19 protein-coding genes are annotated in these 22,435 nt (G+C 50.2%); 12 read left to right on the top strand and 7 right to left on the bottom strand.

The features are described 5' to 3' along the window. The first annotated feature begins 4 nt into the window (after window positions 1-4). The 5 genes from QOL41_RS11605 to QOL41_RS11585 all read left to right on the top strand — a co-directional run bounded on the left by QOL41_RS11605 (window position 5) and on the right by QOL41_RS11585 (window position 4,827). The gene (locus QOL41_RS11605) at window positions 5-1,288 is read left to right on the top strand and encodes a PorV/PorQ family protein (protein ID WP_283429892.1); all 1,284 of its coding nucleotides are present in this window, start codon (window positions 5-7) and stop codon (window positions 1,286-1,288) included. Window positions 1,289-1,382: 94 nt separating this feature from the next. Further along, window positions 1,383-2,048 (top strand): STAS domain-containing protein, encoded by a 666-nt coding sequence (locus tag QOL41_RS11600; protein ID WP_173654011.1) that lies wholly within the window; start codon window positions 1,383-1,385, stop codon window positions 2,046-2,048. A gap of 124 nt (window positions 2,049-2,172) precedes the next feature. Then, window positions 2,173-2,973 carry a M23 family metallopeptidase gene (locus tag QOL41_RS11595; protein ID WP_283429891.1) on the top strand — a complete coding sequence of 267 codons (801 nt, stop codon included), beginning with the start codon at window positions 2,173-2,175 and terminating at the stop codon, window positions 2,971-2,973. Window positions 2,974-2,986: 13 nt separating this feature from the next. Further along, the gene (locus tag QOL41_RS11590) at window positions 2,987-4,090 is read left to right on the top strand and encodes a hypothetical protein (protein ID WP_283429890.1); all 1,104 of its coding nucleotides are present in this window, start codon (window positions 2,987-2,989) and stop codon (window positions 4,088-4,090) included. After that, a complete protein-coding gene (locus QOL41_RS11585; protein ID WP_173654013.1) occupies window positions 4,087-4,827 on the top strand; it encodes an NUDIX domain-containing protein in 741 nt (246 codons plus the stop codon). Before QOL41_RS11590 ends, QOL41_RS11585 begins: the two co-directional genes overlap by 4 nt. 5 nt (window positions 4,828-4,832) lie before the next feature. On the opposite strand, the gene QOL41_RS11580 is transcribed toward QOL41_RS11585, so the two are convergent. After that, a complete protein-coding gene (locus QOL41_RS11580) occupies window positions 4,833-5,045 on the bottom strand; it encodes a hypothetical protein (protein ID WP_072976664.1) in 213 nt (70 codons plus the stop codon). 245 nt (window positions 5,046-5,290) lie between these two features. Here QOL41_RS11580 and rimP point away from each other — a divergent pair, with 245 nt between their 5' ends. From rimP to ribF, 6 genes are read left to right on the top strand one after another with little or no spacing between them, the layout of a single operon-like run. Then, window positions 5,291-5,737, top strand: coding sequence for a ribosome maturation factor RimP (gene rimP, locus QOL41_RS11575; RefSeq protein WP_088627242.1), 447 nt, complete (start codon window positions 5,291-5,293; stop codon window positions 5,735-5,737). 15 nt (window positions 5,738-5,752) lie between these two features. Then, the gene (gene nusA / locus QOL41_RS11570) at window positions 5,753-6,922 is read left to right on the top strand and encodes a transcription termination factor NusA (RefSeq protein WP_173654014.1); all 1,170 of its coding nucleotides are present in this window, start codon (window positions 5,753-5,755) and stop codon (window positions 6,920-6,922) included. A gap of 30 nt (window positions 6,923-6,952) precedes the next feature. Further along, a complete protein-coding gene (gene infB, locus QOL41_RS11565) occupies window positions 6,953-10,015 on the top strand; it encodes a translation initiation factor IF-2 (RefSeq protein ID WP_283429889.1) in 3,063 nt (1,020 codons plus the stop codon). Further along, complete coding sequence (gene rbfA, locus QOL41_RS11560; protein ID WP_072976600.1) at window positions 10,005-10,358, top strand: 30S ribosome-binding factor RbfA; 354 nt, start codon at window positions 10,005-10,007, stop codon at window positions 10,356-10,358. The genes infB and rbfA overlap by 11 nt, the downstream gene beginning before the upstream one ends. Beyond that, window positions 10,359-11,360, top strand: coding sequence for a tRNA pseudouridine synthase B (locus QOL41_RS11555; RefSeq protein ID WP_283429888.1), 1,002 nt, complete (start codon window positions 10,359-10,361; stop codon window positions 11,358-11,360). A 44-nt stretch (window positions 11,361-11,404) separates the two neighbouring features. Further along, complete coding sequence (gene ribF / locus QOL41_RS11550; protein ID WP_173654017.1) at window positions 11,405-12,322, top strand: riboflavin biosynthesis protein RibF; 918 nt, start codon at window positions 11,405-11,407, stop codon at window positions 12,320-12,322. Here the strand turns inward: ribF and QOL41_RS11545 are convergent. After that, on the bottom strand, window positions 12,307-13,908 hold the full coding sequence (locus QOL41_RS11545) for an ArnT family glycosyltransferase (RefSeq protein ID WP_283429887.1): 1,602 nt from the start codon (window positions 13,906-13,908) through the stop codon (window positions 12,307-12,309). The genes ribF and QOL41_RS11545 overlap by 16 nt on opposite strands. Beyond that, window positions 13,908-15,644 carry an NPCBM/NEW2 domain-containing protein gene (locus tag QOL41_RS11540; protein WP_173654019.1) on the bottom strand — a complete coding sequence of 579 codons (1,737 nt, stop codon included), beginning with the start codon at window positions 15,642-15,644 and terminating at the stop codon, window positions 13,908-13,910. Before QOL41_RS11540 ends, QOL41_RS11545 begins: the two co-directional genes overlap by 1 nt. Before the next feature lie 73 nt (window positions 15,645-15,717). Here QOL41_RS11540 and QOL41_RS11535 point away from each other — a divergent pair, with 73 nt between their 5' ends. Then, window positions 15,718-16,164: a hypothetical protein gene (locus QOL41_RS11535; protein WP_283429886.1), complete on the top strand. Its 447-nt coding sequence runs from the start codon at window positions 15,718-15,720 to the stop codon at window positions 16,162-16,164. A 9-nt stretch (window positions 16,165-16,173) separates the two neighbouring features. Here the strand turns inward: QOL41_RS11535 and QOL41_RS11530 are convergent, their stop codons facing one another. The 4 genes from QOL41_RS11530 to QOL41_RS11515 form a co-directional block, all read right to left on the bottom strand. Continuing rightward, window positions 16,174-18,483, bottom strand: a complete 2,310-nt coding sequence (locus tag QOL41_RS11530; RefSeq protein WP_283429885.1) for an ATP-dependent helicase — start codon at window positions 18,481-18,483, stop codon at window positions 16,174-16,176. A gap of 155 nt (window positions 18,484-18,638) precedes the next feature. Next, window positions 18,639-20,168: an FISUMP domain-containing protein gene (locus tag QOL41_RS11525; RefSeq protein ID WP_283429884.1), complete on the bottom strand. Its 1,530-nt coding sequence runs from the start codon at window positions 20,166-20,168 to the stop codon at window positions 18,639-18,641. A 144-nt stretch (window positions 20,169-20,312) separates the two neighbouring features. Beyond that, the gene (locus tag QOL41_RS11520) at window positions 20,313-20,594 is read right to left on the bottom strand and encodes a hypothetical protein (protein WP_283429883.1); all 282 of its coding nucleotides are present in this window, start codon (window positions 20,592-20,594) and stop codon (window positions 20,313-20,315) included. 422 nt (window positions 20,595-21,016) lie between these two features. Then, on the bottom strand, window positions 21,017-22,435 hold a 1,419-nt coding region (locus QOL41_RS11515; protein WP_283429882.1), incomplete at its 5' end, for a tetratricopeptide repeat protein.

Raw genomic sequence — 22,435 nt, 5'->3', positions numbered from 1 at the left:
AAGTATGACGTTTGCGAAATTATCTGTTTGTATTGCTTCATTAGCTGTCGTGAGTTCTTTTGCCGCAGACCGTGTGGTTGGTGCAAATGCGACCTTGGACATTGAACCGGGTGCGCGTTCCGCCGCTTTGGGTTCTGCGACCATGGCTGTCGATGGAGACTACTTGGGGCTCATGTCGAACCCTTATCAGCTTGCAAATGTAAACTATGCGTGGGCTTCTTTTTCACATACCGAATACTACGAAGATACAAAGTATGACTATGCGTCTGCCGTGATTCCGCTGGGAGTGGGTCAGGGCCTGGGCGTTTCTTTTTCAAGATTCGGTGCCGACGATATTCCCTACATTAAAGAGGGCGAACCTCTGCCCGAAGGCTCAAACTATAATACGCTTTCGATTGCAGACTACGTATTCTCGGTCACCTTTGGCCGCAAGCTTACGGACCGCTTAGAACTTGGTGTCGGGTTCCACGGGCTTTATCGCGATATGGATCAGACGGGTTGGGGCTTCCGTGGCGATGCCGGTCTTCGTTTCCGCGCTATCGATCAACTTTATGTGTCAACGCTCCTGAAGGGCTGGACGTCTTCGGCGACTAGTTGGGAATCGGGCGAGTTTGAATACGCTGCTCCTGAACTCTATCTCGCTGCCAGTTATGGACTTCCGGTGCCTTACCTGTATGGCAAGTTGAACCTGTATTGGCAGGGGGCCGGCCTTTTGCACCGCGAAGCCCGCGATATGGATTATGAAACCGACGATTCCCGCGGCAAGCGCATTTGGGAAGATCCCTTGGATTGGCTTTCGGGCGGTCGTGGCGGTATCGAATACACGTTTGATTTCGGTCTTTCTCTCAGGGCTGGCCTTTCGAGCTTTACCACACTTCAGAGCGTGACTGCAGGTGCGGGTCTTGTTATTGCAAAATTTGTAAAAGTCGACTACGCCTTCGAATCGCACCCGGTATTGTCTCCGGTTCACCGCGTGAGTGTAAGCGTCAGTCCGTACTTGTTTAGCCATGCGCCCAAGCCGGGTACGCCCGAAGCTACTCCGGTCCGCAGCAAGAATTTGACGGAAGAGAACGACGAGGATTCTTCTTACGAAGACATGGAACGCGAACCGTATGAAGGATCCAAAGCTATGGAGGGTGCGACAGAACAGCCCGCTCCGGCTCCGGAATCTACGCAGGAACAGGCTGAATCCGAGGCTCGCAACGCAAGCCCGGCCGAAGCAACTCCTACTGCACCGACCCCGGCAAGAAACGCCGTGATTGAAACAGATGACGAGGTCTTAGAGTAGAAAACGGAACGAAAAGTGGCAGTTTTAGCGAGATTTGGGGGCTTTCTCGTGATAACGCAAACACGATGAACCATAATTAGTCTATATTTCTAATATGCCGCAATTAAAGAATTATCGCGAAGTTGGAATTTTTGATTTGATGTCCGCCCCCCTGAACCCGATTGGGGCGTTCGATGCCGAACAGTTTAAGAAAGACGTTCGCGAACTTCTCGCCGAAAAGACTGACGAAAAGTATTTAGCTGTCGATTTGACAGGACTCGATTTTGTCTATAGCGATGCCTATAACGCCTTTATCCAGTTCCAGCAGGAAATGGAAGACCGCAAGGGCATTTTTGCTGTTCTTACCAGCAACCAGACGATTCTCGTTGGCCTCAAGAAGGCCGGTCTCGACAAGAACATCATGGTGTTCGCTTACGAAGAAGACATGATGTCGTTCTCGTTGCAGGCTCAGAACCCGGCTGCAAGTGAACCCGAAGTTGAAGTCCGTGACGAACCGGCTCCGGTTGCTTCGCAGAATATGGGTAGCACCATGGGCTCTATCGAAGTGACTCCGTCTCACTTGGATCGTCGTACTGGCCAACACCGTAGATTTACCAAGAGTTTCAATGCAATTGCCAAGGAAGATCCTGCAGATAAGTCTAAAAAGAAGGGCTTGGACGTTCCGTTCGACGAAGAACCGTCTTCGGCCAAGACTGTGGTTATTGTTGCTTTGCTTTTGTTGGCTGCTGTAGGCGGTGCCATCGCGATTTTCAGCCTTTAGTCCGATGCCTGTCGAGTTCCAAGAATACAAACGTAAGCACAAATCATTCAATACTCAACATAAGTTCCCTTTAATCAGGCTGGTGCTGGTTGCGGCAGCTGCCCTTTCGGCATATTTTTCGGGATTGGTTTCGAAGATTGCCAATGCGCTTCCGCTGCCGGGGAATGTCGAAGAAAAACCGATTGAAACTTGGGACTACCAGTGCAAACTTTATGGCGGCACCCCGTTTGTGTTAAAGAAGGGAATGGCTCAGTGCTCGTGGGTGCTGGTCGATTCTATTCCGGTGACTCGCTTGCCGAATTCGTTCTTGCGTTATGTAGGCTCGTTGCGTAAAACGGAAAAGTCCAAACTTCATTGGATTGCGCCAACCAAGGACTTCGGGAACGCTCTGCTCGTTATGCACGAAGATGGTGAGAATTCGGTTTATTTACGTTATATGAAATCCGATTCCAGCCACGTATGGATTTCTAAAAGTACGGGTTGCAAATTCCCTGGTGTGTGCCCGAGGCTTCCGCTCGAATGGTCGGCGCTTGCGATTGACGAAGGCTTTGACTTCGAAGGCCAGGAATCTTTGTTGGCTATGGATGTTTTTAGCGGTATTGGTGAGGCTCCCATTTATCCGGTGCTTTCGGGTCGCGTGCTTGAAACCGGCCACGATTCGCTTGGTTACTTTGTCGAAATTGACCACGGCTACAACGTGACTAGCAAAACTTTGGGAATGGGTGCGCTTGGCGATTCGCTGTCGGTGGGCGATACCGTCGGTATGGAATCGGTGCTGGGTAGGCTTTCTCCAAAAGACAGCGCGACGTTCTTTTTGTCGGTTCGCTTGAATGGCCAGTTTGTGCGTTGGAACGATTTCTATGCATCGACGCATCCTGTCGCCTTAGATTCGCTGGCTTCGTTTGAAAAGTTGCATGGTTTTTAATACCTTTGGTCTTATGAACCGCTTTCGCTCTAAATACATGGTCTTGGGCCTGCTTTGGATTCTGTTTGCAGTCGTGTTTTTTGCAGGCTGCGAGAAAGATTCCGATGGCCCCTTGAATGTATCCAAAGATGACTTTAGTTACGATGGCGATGGCTTTTTTGCGTATGCAAGGCTAGATTCTGGCAAGACGATTCACCTGGCCAAGGATACCCTGTATTTGGACATGGGGAAAATGTGGACGTTTTCGAACTGCGCCTTGAAATCGATTGATTTGCATTTTGAAAAACAGGATTCGGTACTTTGGATTGCACCGACGCTTTCGATTCATGCCACTGCCGAAGATTGTGCCGCCCCTTATTATCGCCCCGATACGACCCTTAAGCTGTTGCTGCCGTCGAATTTGATGACGGATATCGGCGTCATTAAAGTGAAAAACGATACCTTGCTTGATTCTATCGTTTTGCGTCGCGGTACGCTTTCGAGGGATACGTTTGAAATGTATCTGGATTCATCGTTTGCCGATGTGAATGCATTCCCGTTGCGCACCAAAGAAAAAAAGCATGGGCCGACTGTATTGCGCGTGCTTGATTCCCTTACGCCGCGCGTGTTCTATTGGCGCACCATGAAGTCTACCTGCACGCATCGTGTAGACATGTGTAAGAATACGGTTCCCGATACCGTTTACCCGAGTTCCTGGAATATTAACGATACGAACTTGGTGCCGGTACATTATGCCTGCGCTGATTCAGATTCGGTGTATTGCATTAATTCTAAATGGGAAAACGATTCTACGGAACTCGGCAAGTTGCAGGAACGCCCCGATACGATTTGGCATTACAGCACCTACTATACTGAAAAGATTCCTGAGTGCGGAACTTATAGTAGTTTTGAGATTAATACGTTTGTGGTGGGGGGCACAGCCCGCTTTATTCGCGAACTGTTTACGCCCGATGAAAACGAAACGTTCTGCGGGCCGAATTCCAAGAAAGATTGGATGGTCTATAACCTGTCAAGCAAAGAGATGGTAGTCGATACTGACAGTACTCTTTCTCTTGATAGTTTGTATAAAATTTGGAAAAAGGCGACCGTCGCGCCCGACGCGCCGAAAGAAAAATGATCGAATATACCTATTCTCCTGAAATTGCCGAGGCAGATCGCCCGATTATCCTTGAATCCCGTATTTACAAGGATTGGCTGGAAAAGACCCAAGAAAAATTCGTAGTGACCAAGGTTCACTTTACGTCGGTGGATTTTTTACGCAAGGGTAGGCAACCGTTATTCATTAAGCTCGATGCTACGGCAACTCTCCCGGATGGGCGCCCGGTGCATGGCATTGTGCTTGTGCGTGGAAATGCCGTGGGTGTGCTCGTGGTGCTGCGCTGCGAAGGCAAAAAGTATTTGTTGCTGGTGAAGCAGCCGCGCTTTGCCATTAGCGAACAGGCTTCTCTCGAAATTCCGGCCGGTATTTTGGACTGGACGGGGGATTACCGCAAGGTAGCCTTGAGTGAACTCGAAGAAGAAGCCCAGATTAAGGCCGATGATTCTGAACTGATTGACTTGATGGATTTTTGGTATAAGGGCAAGAGCGACGGCTTTGCCGCGAGCTGCGGACTTTTAGATGAACGCATTCGTCTGTATGCCATTGAACGCGACGTGACGCCGGAACAGCTCAAAGCTATGGACGGCAAGGACCAGGAATACACCGAAGAAATCGAATGGATTAAAACGGTGGTGCTCCCTTACGAAGAAGCCGCCCACGAATTTATCGATGGAAAGAATTTTATTGCGCTCTTCTTGTACGAACGCTGGCTCGATTTTAGACGGGAGAACGCTTCGCTACAGACGAGAGACTAGAGATTTTACCAATTGCCTAGGTTGTTAATTGTAAGGCCCAGGAAGAAAATCGTCAGGTAGCCGTACCAAAGTCCGGTGAGAACGTAGTTGAGCTTACGCTTGTAGGCCTTGGGTTCGTTTTTGTTCTTTTCGCGAATCACAAGAATGTTCTTGCGTAAAAAATAGGCACAGCCGGCGAGGCCAATCAAAGAAGCGAGAATCAAAAGTACATAAGCCATGCGCCAAATGTAGTAATTACAGAATAGTAGGAAGTAATGTGAAATGTGCAATGAGAAATTAATCTCACATTCCACATCTCACATCTCTAATTGTCCGTTTTCGCCCTCATTTTCTGTTAATCCGGTTGCCTAAGGCCAAAAAAATTTCTCTATTTGGTCTGTCTTGACGTTCGTGGACTCGATTTAGGCTTAAATGAGCAGATTTCGGGGCCGTATGCGAACGCCGTTTATTATACGAGGTCTATTTGGTAGCCCAGAAATTGGATACGTTAATCGCCCAGGCATGCGAAGCCGCCGGCGTGACATTGGTGGAACAGGACATGTTCCGCGCAGGCAAACGTAAAACGCTGCGCCTTTACATAGACAAGCCCGAAGGGGTGACAATCGATGATTGCTCGAACGTGAGCCGTCACCTCTCTGATGCCCTGGATGCTGATCCGGATATTATCGAAGGTGCCTACACTTTGGAAGTGTCGTCGCCGGGGTTAGACCGCCCCCTTAAGTCGGTTGCTGATTTTACCCGCAATATCGGACGATTCCTGCGAGTAACCCGCAGTACCGGTAAGCCTGTTACAGGCAAGCTCGTGGCTGCTGACGAAGAAAATTTGACGCTCACCCTGAAAGGCAATGCCGGTGACGTGGTTGTGCCCCGCAGCGAAGTGCTGGTGGCAAAAGTGGATGTACAAATATAATAGGAAGGTCATGTTATGAAGAACGAACCGAAGGTTAACTTGCTCGAAGTGCTGAAAGGTGTTGTCGAAGCCAAGGATATGGATGATTCCGTTGTGCTGAACGCGCTGAAGGAAGCGCTGATCACGGCGGCCCGTAAGTACTTGCACATCGAAAAGAAGATCGATGTGGATTTCGACATGGAAACGAACGAAGTTCACGTTTATCTGCGCGTGGCCGTTGTGGATGACTATCCGGACTACGACCCGAACATGACCGCTGCCGAAGTGGAAGAACTCGACAAGGGTTACATGCTGGTTGAAGAAGCCCGCGACTTTAACGAAGACGCTCAGCCGGGTGACTTCCTCGAAATGGAAATTCCTATCTCTGCATTCGGTCGTCAGGCCATTCAGACTGCAAAGCAGCTCCTGAACCAGCAGATTCGCGATGCCGAACGCCAGAAGATCATGGACACCTACCGTAGCCGTATCGGTACCATGGTGAGCGGTGAAGTGCTCCGCCTTGAACAAAGTAACATCATCGTGAAGCTCGGCAAGCAGACCGAAGCTATGATTCCGGCTCGCGAACAGATTCGTCGCGAACGTTGGGCTCAGGGTAACTCTATTAAGGCTGTGATTGCCCGCGTGGAAGAATCCTCCAAGAACGGTGCCCAGGTGGTGCTGTCCCGCGCTAACGGTGACTTCCTCAAGGAACTCTTCCGTCAGGAAGTTCCCGAAATTTATGAAGGTACGGTCGAAATCAAGGGTGTTGCCCGCGAACCGGGTTTCCGCGCCAAGATTGCCGTGTATTCCCGTGACGAAAAGATTGACCCGGTCGGCGCATGCGTCGGCATGAAGGGTGCCCGCGTGCAGACGATTGTGCGCGAACTCGGTAACGAACGTATCGACATCGTGCAGTGGAATCCGGATCTGGATACCTTCATTACTCGTGCCCTTACTCCGGCTAACGTGATCAAGCTGATTCACGTGCCCGAAACCCGCCGCACCGTGGTGATTATCAGCGACGAAAACCTCGCACTTGCAATTGGCAAGAACGGCCAGAACGTGAAGCTCGCTGCAGAACTCGTGCAGCGTAACCTCGACGTGTTCGGTGAAAACGAATGGAACCAGAAGGACGACGAAACGAAGGCTAAGATTACCTCTCCGTCCGCTGCCGATTTTAACCAGAACCGTAAGGCTGCTCGCTAATTTTTAAAAAAGGAACATTGGAAGCTATTCATGGCTAATGAAGAACAAATTAAACCAGTAGATTGGGCAAAGGAACACGGCGTCAAGGTTGATGTCGTGATGAAGCTGCTTCGTGATGCGGGTGTTGCTGTCCGTACTCAGGTGTCTAAGCTTGACGCTAAGGACTATGAGAAAATCGAAGCAGATGCCGAGGCGGAACGCCAGAAGGCTGAAGCCCGCAACAAGAATCTGAAAAAGGCATCTTCCGCCGAAACTTCCAATGCTTCTTCCGACAAGAAGAACGAGTCTGCTTCGGCTGGCGATGGCAAGTTGAAGGCCAAGCTGATTAGAACGAAGAAGCCTGCTGCAGCAAAGCCTGCCGCAACGGTGAAGCCCGCTGCCCCGAAGGCCGAGGCTCCGGCTGCTGCCGAAGCTCCGAAGGCAGCACCTGTTGCCCCGAAGGCTGAAACTCCGGCTCCTGCCCCGAAGGCTCCCGAAGTGAAACCTGCTGCTCCTGCAGCACCGGCTCCGAAGGCTGAAGCCCCTGCCGCAGCACCTGCTCCGGCCGCAAAGCCCGCCGCACCGGTCGCCCCGAAGGCTCCGGCCGCTCCCGTCGCAGCAAAGCCTGCTCCGGCAGCTCCCGCAGCCCCGAAGGCTGAAGCCCCTGCAGCTCCCGCTGCTAAGCCGGCCGCTCCTGCTCCCGCAGCAGCTCCTGCCGTTGCAAAGCCTGCCATGGTTACCCCGGGCATGGAACTCAAGCAGCCTCCGATGAAGGCTCAGGTGTTCAAACCTGACGAAGCTATTCTTGCTCGTATCAAGAAGTCTCAGCAACAGGCTCAGGCAACTCGCGGCGGTCACCGTAACAACAACGGTAACCAGCAGGGTTATACAGGAACTTTTGGTCGCCTTTCGAACAACAATGGCGACAACCGCAACGGCAATCGCCGTAACGACAACCGTAATGGCAATGGCGGCAACAACAATGGTGGCCGTACCTTTACGGGCCGCACGGGTGGCTTTACCGGCAACTCGATGCAAGACGCCTTTAACGCTAGCAACAATGCAGCCCAGGGCTTTGGTGGCCAGAACCAGGGCGGCAAGGGTGGCAAGCAGCAGAACGGCCGTCACGGTCAGAATGACAAGAACCGTCGCAATAACGGCAAGGACCGCATGGAGCAACAGAAGGAGCTCCAGCAGGAAGCCGTACGTCAGAACGTTTCTCGCGTGATGGCAGACCTTTCCAAGAAGCCTGTCAAGAAAGTTTATCGCAAGGAACACAACGACAATAATTCCGGCGAAGAAAAGAAAATCCTCAAGACTTCCGACTTTATCACTGTGGGCGAACTCGCTGGCCTTATGGACCAGATGCCGGCCCGCGTGATTGCGAAGTGCATGGAAATGGGCATGATGGTGACCATCAACGCCCGCCTCGATTTTGAAACCATCCAGCTCTTGGCTGACGAATTCGGTTACGAAGCCCAGCTGATGGAAGAATACGAAGAAGAAGTGCTCGGCGTGGAAGAAGAATCTTCTGAAAACCTGAAGCCGCGTCACCCGGTGGTGACGGTGATGGGCCACGTTGACCACGGTAAAACTTCTTTGCTCGACTGGATTCGTAAGACCCACGTGGTGTCCGGCGAATCGGGTGGTATTACGCAGCACATCGGTGCATACGAAGTCACTACCAAGCAGGGTAAGGTGACCTTCCTCGATACCCCGGGTCACGAAGCATTCAGTGCTATGCGTGCTCGCGGTTCTCAGGTGACCGACGTGATCGTGCTTGTGGTGGCTGCCGACTCCATGGTGATGCCGCAGACTGTTGAATCTATTGAACTTGCCAAGCGCGAAAAGGTGCCGATGGTCGTGGCTATCACGAAGATCGACTTGCCGACCGCTAACCCCGACAAGATTCGCGCCCAGCTCGCTGAACGCGGCGTGGAAGTGGAACAGTGGGGTGGTTCTACCAGCTGTATCGAAGTTTCTGCACGTACGGGCCAGGGCATGGACGACCTTTTGGAAACGCTCGCCCTCGAAGCTGAAGTGCTCGAACTCAAGGCTAATCCAGAAGCTCACGCTCGCGGTGCCGTGGTGGAATCCAAGCTCGACGTGGGTAAGGGTTCTATGGCTACGATCCTCGTGCAGAACGGTACGCTCCATGTGGGTGACCCGTTCGTTTGCGGTATTTACGCTGGTCGTGTCCGTGCTATGTTTAACGAACGTGGCGAACAGATGAAGGAAGCTCCTCCGTCTGCTCCGTGTCAGGTGCTCGGCTTTGACGGTACTCCGCAGGCCGGTGATGACTTGATCGTGGTCGAAGATGAAAAGACTGCACGTGAAATTGCCTCTAAGCGCCGTATGGCTGCTCGTGAACGCGACCTGCGTTCTCGTAACGTGAAGACTTTGGAAGATACCTTCAACGATCGTAAGGAAGGTAAACTCTCCGAACTCAACCTTATTGTTAAGGCCGACGTGGGCGGTTCTGCAGAAGCTCTTGCTGCAAGCCTCGAAAAGCTTACCAACAAGGAAGTGCGCGTCAACATTATCCGTAAGGGTGTGGGTACCATTACGGAATCCGATATCTTGCTCGCTACGACCGCACAGGCAATCATTATTTCCTTCCACTTGATGCCGTCGCTCTCTATCCGCGAAATGGCCCAGAAGGAAGGCATCGAAATCCGCAACTACCGCGTGATTTACGACTGCATTGAAGATATCACCAACGCTGTGGAAGGCCTCTTGAAGCCGACCATGCGCGAAGAACTCTCCGGCGAAGCCGAAATTCGCCAGGTGTTCAAGATTCCGAAGATCGGTCTCATCGCAGGCTGTATGGTTACCGACGGCGAAGTCGACCGTACCAGTCATGTGCGCGTGTACCGCAACGGCGTGGAACTCGGTACGACCGTGGTCCAGTCCTTGAAGCGCATGAAGGACGACGTCAAGTCTGTCGCTCGTGGCTTTGAATGCGGTATCGGTCTTAAGGGTTACGAAGACATCAAGGAAGGCGATAGCTTGATCTTCTTCAAGGAAGTCAAGGTTGCCCGTACCCTGAAGGATGTCGCCCGCGAAGAAGCCGAAGAAAAGGCCAAGAAGGCTGAGGAGTCCAATGAGTCGTAGAACTGACAGATTGGACGAACAGTTCCGCGAGGAAATCGGCAAGCTCTTGCAGAAGGGCTTGAAGGATCCTCGTGTGAGCAGCCTCGCCAGCATCACACGCGTCACGATTACCGATGACCTGAGCTACGCAAAGGTCATGGTGTCTGTGATGGGTTCCGACAAGGAAAAGCGTGATTCGCTGATTGGCCTCAAGAATTCGGCGGGTTATATCCGCACTGTTTTAGGCAAGGCGCTTAAGATCCGTAAGATTCCGGAACTGAATTTTGTTCTGGATGAAAACTTGGAACACGCCATGCATATCGAAAGCATTCTGGCCGAACTGAAGCAGAAAGGGGACTTGTAATTGAGCAATTCCGGCTTCGTTCTTTTGGACAAGATTGCTGGCGAAACTTCTTTTAAGGCCCTTTTCCCACTGAAAAGGGTCTTTTCTACGAAGCGCGTGGGCCATGCAGGCACGCTGGATTTGCGTGCCTCTGGCTTGATTATAGCGGCTACGGGCCGCTGCACGCGACTGTTGCCCTTTATCGAAGCCAAGGACAAGTGCTATAGCTTTAGGCTGCATTTGGGCTACGAAACCGACACCCTGGAATGGGATGGTGAAGTCGTCGCTCAGGATGAACGTGTTTTAGAGGCTTCGGCTGCAAATTGCACGCTCGCATGGCCTCGGTCTTCGGCCGACGAATGCTCTCTTAGCAATTCGCAGCCTTCGCTAGATAAAACTTGTTGCACTTTGAGCGACGCTCTTAAAAGTGTTCTGCCGAGATTTACGGGCGATATTGAACAGGTGCCGCCGAAGTATTGCGCCGTAAAAATCAACGGCGTGCGTGCCAGCGACTTGATGGAACGTGGCCGTAACATTGAATTGAAACCCCGCAAGATTCACATTGGCGAACTCAAGGTGATTGGCGAGGGCGAAGTGACTGAAGGCTGCTCCGGCAAGGAATTTGCGACCTTTGATTTGATTTGCGAATGCTCTAAGGGAACTTACATTCGTGCGCTCGGTCGCGATATCGGGCGTGCGCTTGGAACCTACGCATGCGTATCGCAGATACGCAGACACCGCATCGGCAATGTGACGCTGGATAAGGCTGTGCGTGGTGAGAACCTGACCCGTGAAAATCTGTTGCCGGTCGATGCGGTGCTCGACTTTCCTGTGGTGCGCCTTACTGACGAACAGGTGGCTGTGATTCGCCAGGGTAATTGGTTGCCGTGGAAAGAGAAAGTCGAGGGCGTAGGCCCCGAGGGCCATGTGTTTGCCGCGAACATGCAAGGTGAAGTCTTGAGCCTGTGCCACTATGAACCGGGAAGAATCAAACCTAAGTTCTATCTCGGAGAAGATGGGTAAAAAGGAGATTCCCGACCAAGTCGGGAATGACAAATGAGGTAAAAATGAAGCGTGCTGTGACGATGGGTAATTTTGACGGATGCCACCTGGGACACCAGGCGCTTTTCCGCACGCTTAAGGCTGTTGCCGAAGTGAACGGCTTGAAGCCTACCGTCATAAGCTTTGAACCGCATTCCAACTATGTGCTGCGCACTCCTGGCGATCCGCTGCTCCTCACGACTACCGAAGAAAAGCGCGAATTTATCGAAAGCCTGGGCCTTGAATTTTTGGTGCTCCCGTTTACGCCCGAAGTGGCAAAGCTCCCGTTCGATGTATTCGTTCGTCAGGAACTGATTGAAAAACGCGGCGTGTGCTCCATGTTCTTTGGACACGACCATTGCTTTGGCGCCGGCGGCAAGGGTAACTACGAAACCATTACCGCAGCCTTCCCGGAACTTTCGACGGCCATGCTTTCGATTGTGCTCCACAAGGGTGAACGCGTGAGTTCTTCTGCTGTGCGAAATGCGCTTTTGAATGGCGATGTTTCGCGCGCGCAAACTTATTTGGGCCGCCCGTATCGTTTGTCCGGAACGATTGTCGAAGGCAAGCGCTTGGGCCATACCATCGGTTTCCCGACTGCGAACCTTCAGGTGGGAAAGTACAAGTTCTTGCCCAAGCATGGCGTGTATGTGGCAACCGCCCGCCTCCCGGGTGGTGTCGATGCCGATGGTGCGCATGATGAACGTTGCTTCCGTGCGGTGGTGAACATTGGCACGCAGCCTTCTACTGGCAACCAGCGCTTGGCTATCGAAGCTTACCTGCTCGACTTTAACGAAGACATTTACGGCCGCCCGATGGTACTTGACTTGATGGCTTATTTACGCCCCGAACAGAAGTTCCCGAGCTTGGACGATCTGGTGCGCCAGATTGGCATGGACGCCGATACCGCCCGCAATTACAACGGCAATCACTGGGCTGAATAGCCTACAATGTATTTCCCGAAATTCTTGACTTTGTAGCCGGATTCCTGCAGGCGATTCATGCGGAATTCGTCGTTTTCTTGCAGGTAGATAACGTCTGACCTAACGTGATTCAAATCGTTCGTAAAGTCGTACTTGTCGAACGAATGCACGTACAAGAAGGCGCTTGGAAAATTCGTGTAGTTTACGGTAGAAAGGTATGAGTCTAAATCAACCTTGCCAAAGAACAGAATGCGCGGGTAGCTTGTGTTCGGGTCTACGACCATTCGCATGCCGCTTTTCATTTTGCTCTGTGCAAAATTCATGGCGTCTTCAAGGCCTTCGCAAAAGTGCTTGCCAATAGAATCTTTATAGGTGGTAAAGTATTCCTTTTCAAAGTCCGCAAACGAAAGTGAGAAGGCGAAAATCATAATATAAAGAATCTTGGGGTGCGAGACTTTGGCCGTGATAATCATGCCTTGCGCGGCAAGAATCAGCAAGGGCAAAAACAAAATGTTGACGCGGTTGATGTTCACGTTAATCAAAAGCCCGATAGTAAGGCCCGCCAAGAACCAAATGATAACGAATGTCGAAAGACCGAGTCTGCGATTGCGAATGTCTTGAATGGTTTGCCAAATGAAAATGCCAAGACCGACAGCAGAAAACTCAATCAAGCCCTTGTAAAAGATTCCGAAATTTCGAATGGAATTCCAAGGCAATCCATCGCTTTCGTTTTTGAGAATGTTCCAAAGGTTTGCCGCATTTTCAGGAATCTTGGCGAACGAAATTTCGCTGTCGCGGAAATAGACTAGCTTTGGAATGCTCAAGAAGGGGAGTTTGATTTCGTTAATTACGCCCTTGTTGACTAAAAGGAAAAGAACGAGCGGGCATGCGAGCGCAATTAAAATGCCAAGTGAAATCCAAACGTAGCGATTCAAAGAGAGCGCATGCGTCCAGATTGCGTAAAGGATACATGCCACAATGATAAACGGAACGACGGCCCAAATGGTGGCGTAGGCGTAAAGCGATAGCCCGAAACTGAGGGCCGAAAACATTAAGTATTTGGGTTTGTCGAGTCCCCAGATAAAAAAGAAAATTCCGAACAGAACAAATCCCGGAGCGAGATTCGATTCAAGTGCCCAGCGCGAAAGCATGACATGCCAGGGCGAAATCGCGACCAAGAAAAGCGCCAACAAAGCGAACTTGGTGTTCGAAAATCTCAGGACAATCTTGTATACAGCGACAAGCGAGAATATTCCGACAAGAAGCATCGGCAAACGGATTGCCCAAATCTTGAGCCCGAAAAGAGCGACAAAGGGAATCATGAGGTAAGATTCCAGCGCGTTCATGCCGGAGCCCCATGCGGTCAGGTAAACCGGCAGGCGGTAGCCGTAGGAATCCCTAGCGTAATGCAAGAGTGTGTAGGCGTTGTAGCCCGCAAAAGCTTCGTCTTGGTTGATGTCGCCAGGGACTTCACCAAACATGAAAGTTCTTGCCAAAATTCCGATGAGCAAAGAAAGCCAAAAGAGCGAAATGCGCACGGGGTGTGCGATGCAGGCTTCTTTATAGCTTTGCACTTTGTGCAACAGGAATTTCTTTACGGCGAGCATTATTTCTTGACCGTCAAAACAAGATTCAGCCAGTCGGCATGGTCGTAAGCGTTGTCGCCGTTGGCATCGACTTCGAGATAAATGTATTCGAGCCCCGAAACGTCAACCTTGCCTTGTACAGGCGGGTTGCTTCCGTGTACGACACCGCTTGCCCAAAGGACTTTGTCCGGAGCGTTCACGCTAAACTTGACTGAACCGCCGCCCGAAACTTCGTCGTCGATGCCTGCCATGAATTCGAGCGTCTCGGCGTTTGCAGGCAGGTTGAAGTACAACTGCGATTTGGCATGAGTTCCGATACCATGTTCGAATTGCCTTCCCTTGACGGCAAGAGTCTTACCTTCGACAGAGCGATTAATCTTGGGAGTGCTGTATTCTTGCGTGAAATGGTCAATGCGAATATCGGTCAGGTACATCTGGTTTTCGGCAAGCTCAATATCTGCCGGCAGGGAATTCTTAATTTCGCAGCCGAGTTCGACCAGCAAAATGGAACCGAGCAAAACATAAGGCGCAAATCGCGGAATCGAAAGCTTTTGGAAAACGGTTGCGACAAACGGGAATGCACGCGGTGCCAGGGTGTGAATGACCGCGGCAAGGAATACGATCACCGTGAGGCCAGAAACCCAGGGCCAAAGGTCAGCACCCTTGAATCCGTTCACAATCGCAATGTTCATGGCACAAAGAGTCGTGATAGCGGTCGCCCAGAACCAGGACTTGCGAACATCGAGAGCGAACCAAATGCAGGCGAACGGAATGGCGTAAAGCAGGTAGCGTTCGTGCATGCCGGGCAACAGCAAGAAGAATGCAAAAGCATTCAAGGTGGCAAGTTCAAAAGTCTTGCGGAGAGTCTTTGCAAAAAGGGCGCACTTTAAAATGTAGGCCGAAATAATCACAAAGAGAATCTTGCCAATCCAGCTGGGGGCAAGTAAGAATCCGATACCGTTAGAAGACAAGTTAAAGAGCGGGGTAGCGTCGCTGCTCAAGTTGCCCGACAAGAGCATCCACAAGTTAGCCGCATTGTAAGTCGAGAACGGGTATTGGCTTGTGGTGTCTACGTAGGCTTTGGAAAGCATACCGCCCAAGTTCCCTGAGATAAGGAAAGGCAAAAAGACGAGGGCGATTGCGACCGCCATGGCGGGGAGCCCGCGCCAAGAAACTTTGTAGCGACGGATAAAGATTCCGCCAAACACAGGGAGCAAGAGAATCATTTGGAACTTTGCAAGCAGAGCAAGTGCAAAGAACATGGAGGCGTATTTAATCTTGTTCCTGAAATTGATGCAGTAGAGGGCCGCCACCCCGAACACGCAGGGGAACAAATCGACCTGTCCCCAAATAGGGCCGTCGAGCAATAAAGCGGGGTTCAGTGCGACTAGAGCAATAATCAGGTTGATTTTGACCGGGTCAAGTTTGCTTTTGCTGACCAGTCGGGTCGTAATGTCGACCAAGCCCAAGTGCGAAAAGTAAATGGGCCATAGGCAAAGGAATTTTAGCATGAACGTCTTGTCGATGGGAATTTCGGTCAAGACATAAATCTTGGAAACTACCCAAAGCCAAAAAACGTAAAGCGGGGGATAGTTCCCGTTGAACTTTTCAAAACCGCCGTTGGCGAGTTTTTGCACCCAGTCTGCCCAATACCCTTGATCTCCTCCGAACGCCGATGCGTTAGAACAAAGAATATTTGCAAACAGGCAAATGCTGCCCCAAACAATAAAAAGCGTCGTTGCCTGATTTTTCTTCATATATACTCGAAAAAAATAACTTGAGTTTCAATATAGAAAACGCTTTGTTGAAAGATTATCTATTTTGGGTGTGATGAATAAGTTAAAGATGGTCTTGGTTTGTTTGTTGCTTTTTTCGGCCTCTAGCTTTGCCGCAAAAACGTCTGAATCTGCATGGAGTGAATCCAGATGCCGATTCTTTCTGCATGCCGGCTTGCTGGATGCGGGCCTTGGCTTGAAAGTCCGCCTGAGTCACGAAAATGGGGTGTACCTGACTTTTAATGCCATGTGGCAGAGTTTTCATACGCAATATTTTCGTGTGCCAGCCATGATTTACTTAGGTGGCAACAATATTCATTTCCTTACCGGCTTTACTTTGATTAATAAGGCGCATGCTTCTGATACCAAAACCGAAGTCGCTGCCGGCTTGAATTGGGATTTCAACGAACATTGGGGCCTGAATGGAATGATGTTCACGCCCGTCTCTAAACGTTCGTCTACAGGTTCATCGCTTTTGCTTGATGTGCGCTACGCGTTCTAGAAACGTTTTTTATATCCGCGTCAAAGGATAATCAAACTGGATAGTGCGCGGGGTCGCAAACTTTTCGAAGGCGATTTCGTAGCAGAAGTTCTTTTCGTCTACGGCCTTCACAGTTCCTGCTCCAAAAATTTTATGCATTACGCGGTCGCCCTCGGCAAACTCGGCCGAAGGCGCCTTTTTTACGAGTCCAAGACTTTCGTCGCTCAGAAATTCTCGGTCACGATCGATGTTTGCAATGTAGGCCTTCGCGGCTTCGAGAAAATCTTCTGAAATGCCGTGGGCGATATTCAGTCCGCCCATATCCATTTCCAGCAGGAATCTAGAGGGGTAGCGGGTTCCGCTTTCGCCTGCAACGCCGTCTTCGGCATCGCTCAAGCAAAGTACATTCTCGGCGCGGGTAAATGCCACATAGGCCAGGCGGCGTTCTTCTTCCAGCTGGATTTTGTTCTGCACGCGCTTGACTGGGAAAAAGCCTTCGTTCAAGCCGCATACGAATACATACGGAAATTCCAAGCCCTTCGCATTGTGAATCGTCATGAGCTGCACTCGGTCTTTTTCTTCCGTGTCTTCGTCGGTGTTCGTAAACAGCACAATATTCTGCAAGTATTCATCTAGCGAAGCGTCTTCTTCGTAGTAATTTTCGAATTCCAGAATGCCCTGTTTGAGTTCCGCCAAATTGTCGAGGCGGTCTTCGTCGCCGTCTAGACGCAGCATTTCTTCGTACTTGGTTTCGCGCAGGATTTTCGCGAGGACTTCGGAGACGCTCATGTCCTTGTAGCGGGAACGGTACTTTTCAATCAGCTTCACGTATTCCACCACATTGCTTCGGGCTAAAAATCCCTTGCAGTCGAAATCAATCTTTTGATTTTCGTCGCCGACAGAGGAAAGTTCCGCCTGCGACGAAACATCGACCGCCACATTATTCAAAAGACCCGCTTCCGAGACAATTTCAAGTAGAGCCTCGTAGAGCCCGACACCGCGAGCATCGGCAAAGGCCTGCAATGTTGCAATCTTGCGCGGGCCGAACTGGCGCTTGGGCGTATTTACCGTACGCATGAACGACAAATCGTCGGCGTACACCAGCATTCGCAAATAGCAAATGACATCCTTGATTTCTTTGCGTTGATAAAATCCGACACCACTATAAACCTTGTAAGGAATATTTTCGGCCATCAAGGCTTCTTCTACAGAGCGCGACTGCGAGTGCATGCGGTAAAGCACCGCAATATCCTTGTAATGGGCTGCGCTTTGCACGGCATTCTGGATTTGTTCAACAATCCATTTGGCCTCTTCGCGGGTGTTCTTGGCGTGGTAAAAGACTGGCGTCTTGCCGCCTACACGTTTGGGCCTCAAGACTTTTTCAATTCGGAACTTGTTGTTCTTGATGACCGCATCCGGCACCTTCAAAATGCTAGGCGTGGAGCGGTAATTGTTCTGCAGCAAAATCGTCTTGGTGTTTTCGTGGGTCTTGTCAAATTCCAAAATGCGATTGACATCGGCACCGCGCCAGCCGTAAATGGTTTGGTCCGGGTCACCCACCACAAAAAGATTCTTGTGGTAGCTCGCCAACAAATCTGCCAGCTGGTACTGTTGACCATCGATGTCCTGGTATTCATCGACCATGATGTACATCATGCGCTTGCGCCATTTGTCAAGCTGTTCCGGGAATTTTTCGAGAATGTACAGCGTCGAAAGAATCAAGTCGTCAAAGTCCAGCGCGTAATTTTTTTTCTGCTCGTAGAGGTAGCGGTAATAAACGCGCATCCACTTGTCATCGGCAGCCTCTGAAAGTGCAAGCAAATGGTCCTTGGTGGTCATGCCTTCTGACGGCAGTTCCGCAAAAAGTGAAACGTAATTGATGTCGGCTGCCTTTCGGCCCCCAATGTAGTCGATCACACTGCTAATTTTTAAATCTTTAAGCGAGTAGCCCAAATCGGCATAGGCCTTGTGCAAAAGGGACTTCTGGTCGTCTTCGTCCAGAATCATGAATTCTTTCGGGTAATTCAGCACATGGATTTCTTCGCGCAAAAAGCGCACGCAAAAGCCGTGGAACGTAGAAATGTAGCCGCTGTCGTCGCCGCCCAACACCGTGCGAATGCGCTTTTTCATTTCGTTCGCGGCCTTGTTGGTAAACGTGACGCACAGAATGTTCGACGGCGAAATTCCCATCTCCTTCACCAGATACAGGTAACGCTGGGTCAGCGTCCGGGTTTTACCGGACCCAGCCCCTGCCACCACGCGCACAAAGCCCTCGGTGGTTTCCACCGCTTCCCGCTGTTCCAAATCCAAGCGTTCCAGATCCATATTTTCTAGGGCCATGTGCACCTCACTATATAGTGAACATTTGTTTTACTGCTCAAAAATATAGTAAATCTTGGCCCGACAGGGCCTCAGACAAAAAATTTAGCCGCAACACTTTAATGTTGCGGCGCAATTGTCAATAAGTTGCCCGAAGTCGGCAAGCGGGCAAAAGCCTAGTTTTTGACGCAGCGGATTGGAATCCCGAAACCGGCTGCCTTTCCAGCAAAACTTATATCACTGTAATTGTCTACAGAGAAATGATAATAACCCATGAAGTGATCCGAGGTGCTTGTCCAGGCGAATGCGGATGCATCCACCCAACTGAACACACCCGTTTCCCAGCCTGCTCCAAGCCCATCATCGTAGCCACGAACCCCGCTTGGAAGGAACGACATTCCTGTCGCATTGTCGCCTTCAAACGAATATTGGTTTTTCCTCCACCCGTCCACAGAAATCAAGGATTTCTCTTCGTACTTGATAAGTTTTTCGAATTCACTCATACTTGGAACATGGAAACCTTCAGGGCAAATTCCCGGATTGGCTGCAACGGCATTACCATGGTAAAAGCGGCCGAATTCATCACATTCACCATCCTTTTCGGAAAGGCACCAACTCTGGATTTTTGTATTCTCCGGCACATAGCGCAGATTTTCGGCAATCCACATCTGTTCGTCCAGGACTAAAGTCTTGTAATACCTTCCATCGCGGGAATCCTTGATGCAACCATATTCAACATCCGGGTTGAGGTATTTCCAGTTCTCGCGAGTAGCAGATTCGCACCCTTCGGCAACCGTTAGCGTAAGATCCGCCTTGGAACTGGACGAAGGAACTTCTGCTTCGCTAGAGGACGAAATCATGGTGTATGCCTCCCCTTTAACGCAGCGAACAAACGCACCAAAGGTCTTATTGAAAAGAGTAATGTAGGAGGTATATCCAAAATCGGCATTTTCGAAGGTAACCATCCAGGCGTAGCTGGGAATATTTACAGTCGATTCATTGGCAATCCATAGACCAGCCACAGAATCAATACCAACAAAGGTTCCCGTGGTATCGAAAAAGCCACCTTGACCCCTGTTGAGTTTCTTTATCAAATTATCTTCTTCAGGTATATCCATTTCTTCGTCAAGCGTATCTCTTATATCTCCCACTATATTAAATAGTTCAGCCAACTCATCATAAGTGACAATATGCGTTCCTTCGGGGCATACGCCCTGATGAGGTTCTACCAATCCCCCATACCTCTTATAGTTGTAGGATTCATCTATGGCCAAAGCCGCAGCCCATGTATACAGGCGTCCGTAGCGTTCACAATTTTCTTCCAAGTCATCGTAACAGCGGCTGCCTTCTACAGGGATATTCAAGTTTTTGGTTGCAAACTCGTAAGGGCCGATTTTTACAAACTCCATGTCATCAATAGTAAAGGGCTTTGACGAACTGCTGGATTCTGCAAGACTGCTGCTCGACTTGACCGAAGATGACGACACACTACTAGACGAGACCGAAGAACAGGACCCAACACCTTCGGACATTGCGCTACTAAGGGGCTGTTGTTCCGGGTCTTGTGCATCGCTACTGCTCAAGATGTCTTCAGGCGAAGATTCCTTCCCTTCCGGGTATGAGATAGAGTCGCTGCCTTCATCGCCACAGGCATCAAGAAACGCCACGACGAACACGAATAACATAAGATATGTAAACTTTTTCATGAGAAACTCCTTCCTATACAATGCAAATATAACAATTAGAGCCGAGAAAAAGGATGGCGGCTAGACCCGCCCTGATCGTCGCTGCAAATTCACTGTCGTACAGATTGACCCAGCAGAGACAATCTTGGTGCGCTGTTGGGCTATTTAGAAGTTCAAAGCAAGCCGTATTCCATAGCTGTTGTCTACAGGATTTGCCAAAGGCAACACCTGTACGGACAGTGATCGTTCTTCTGTCTCGCTATTTTCAAATTGCCTGCGCTTTATATAATCTTCCTTTTTCCTGTAGTACAGATAATAATTCTTCTTACGGATATTCTTTGCCAAAGTAAAGCTTCCGTAGGTAATCCACGAGGGCAAAAAGAGAAGTAACGGCACAGCAATCCCAATGTCCAAGGCCGATGCACTGCAGTCGTTATCTCCGTTCACGTTGCAGCCTATAGATCTTGCGCTAAGAAAAATTGCGGAAAACGGAGCTAGAGCACACAGCGAAATGCTTGTCCAGAAAAACACATCCGCAACGGCTCTGTCAAGCCTTTCCGTATTGCTGCGTTAAAAATCTTTATTGGCTGTAAATTGGCTGCGGAATTTTGGCGGGCTCTGTCAAGCTTGGCTGTATGTTTGCGAACCTGCTACGGTTATGCTGCGGCGGTCAAAATGGCCAAAATAGCCTAAAAACAGCATTTCCGAGGTGAATTTGCAGGTTTCGATGGGCTGACGGATTGGGAAAGTTTTGCTAACCCAGGGTTGGCGTATAAAATGACTTGACAGAGCCAAAGAAATAATTCTGTCAAGACTGCCGTATAGTTGCGAAACTGCTATGGTTATGCTGCAATAGTAAAATCGTCGATTCAAAACACGATCTCTGGAGGATCAATCTCTTCTGGTTCACAAGCAGCTCCAGAACGGACACATACGAGATAAAAGCCAGCGTAATCCAAGACGCGCTTGCGGTTATATTCAAAGTGGTCACTCTGGATTGATCTTTGCATAAACGACGCGTAATCTTCAATAGCTTGGTGAACCTTATCAAACATCGGACGCAAAGCTTTACGCTTGCTTTCCACACGAGGAGTCGGCAACTGGCGAGCTAGATCCAAGGCGATAACCTGAACGGAGTCTAATTCGCTCTGCATTGCATCGTAAGCCTGACGAGCACTATCGCGAGAAGCAACAGACACCATCGGCTTTTCCGTGCGTTTTTCTGCTTCGCTCAAAGGTTCGATAGCGTTCCGCCAGTCTTCCTTTATGTAGTAGCAGAAGCCAATCACGAGATATGCTTCAGACACGAGGAATGATTCCGGAAAGTTGTTGATGATCCACTTTGCCACTTTCATAGCGTCATCCAGTTTGCGAGCCTTGAGAAAGCACCATGCAATACCGAGCACAGCTTCGTCGAACACCGGAGATTCCTTATGGACCTGGAGATACATCCGAGCTGCGGCAACGATGTCTGGCTTTTCTGCAGAGAAGAATAGGTGACCGAGCTTGACCTTGGCCGCGTCCTGAATATCGCGTTCGGAGTTGTTGGTAACAGGCTGTTCCGTAATAGCGCGGAAACAATTTTCGGCTTCGTCAAACTTGCTCATACGGTTGTAAGCGATACCCATGGTATAGCGAGCGTAGAGGTAGTTGGCGTTACCCGGAAGAATAGAGGCAAGCAGGTCAACGGATTCCTTATCGAGCCCCTGTTCGAACTTGATCTGGCCAGCAATGTAGTCAGCGTCAATCTTCGCATCGCTTTTGCCGAAATTCTTGGCAATGAATTGATACTTGTCCATACCTTCCTTGTACTTGCCTTCCTTATAGTCGAGGTTCATCAACTGGAAGTGGAACTTGGCAAGTTGATCGCTCTGCGGATAACGTTTGATAGCGTCTTCATAGATGGACTTCGCAGCCTTGTGCATACGGAGGTTTTCAAAGGACTTTGCCATGTAGAAAGCAGCCTCGTCCGCCAAGCGGAATGATGGGTACTTGGTCTGGATTTTACCAAAAGCGTATGCGGCATCCAAGAACCGACGATTCAAATAGAGATTCATAGCTGCATAGTAGTCGTTTTCAGGCTCAATATTCAAGCGACGATAGCGTTCTTCGCCGATATTCTCTTCACGGGTATCACCGAAGCGGGTCGTGAGTTTGGCGGCCCACACTAAACCGCGATTTTTCTTGGCCCAAAGGTCATCGTGAGACATTTCGAGGTCGAGAGCGAGGTAACGGAAGATGCTCACATCCTTGACGTTAACCGTAGCGCCAGCAACCGGGTAACCTTC

The organism is Fibrobacter sp. UWB10, assembly GCF_900182935.1.
Classification (GTDB): Bacteria; Fibrobacterota; Fibrobacteria; order Fibrobacterales; family Fibrobacteraceae; genus Fibrobacter; species Fibrobacter succinogenes_O.
The sequence above is the reverse complement of the archived record's forward strand: the minus strand, read 5'-3'. Positions and strand labels throughout refer to the sequence as shown.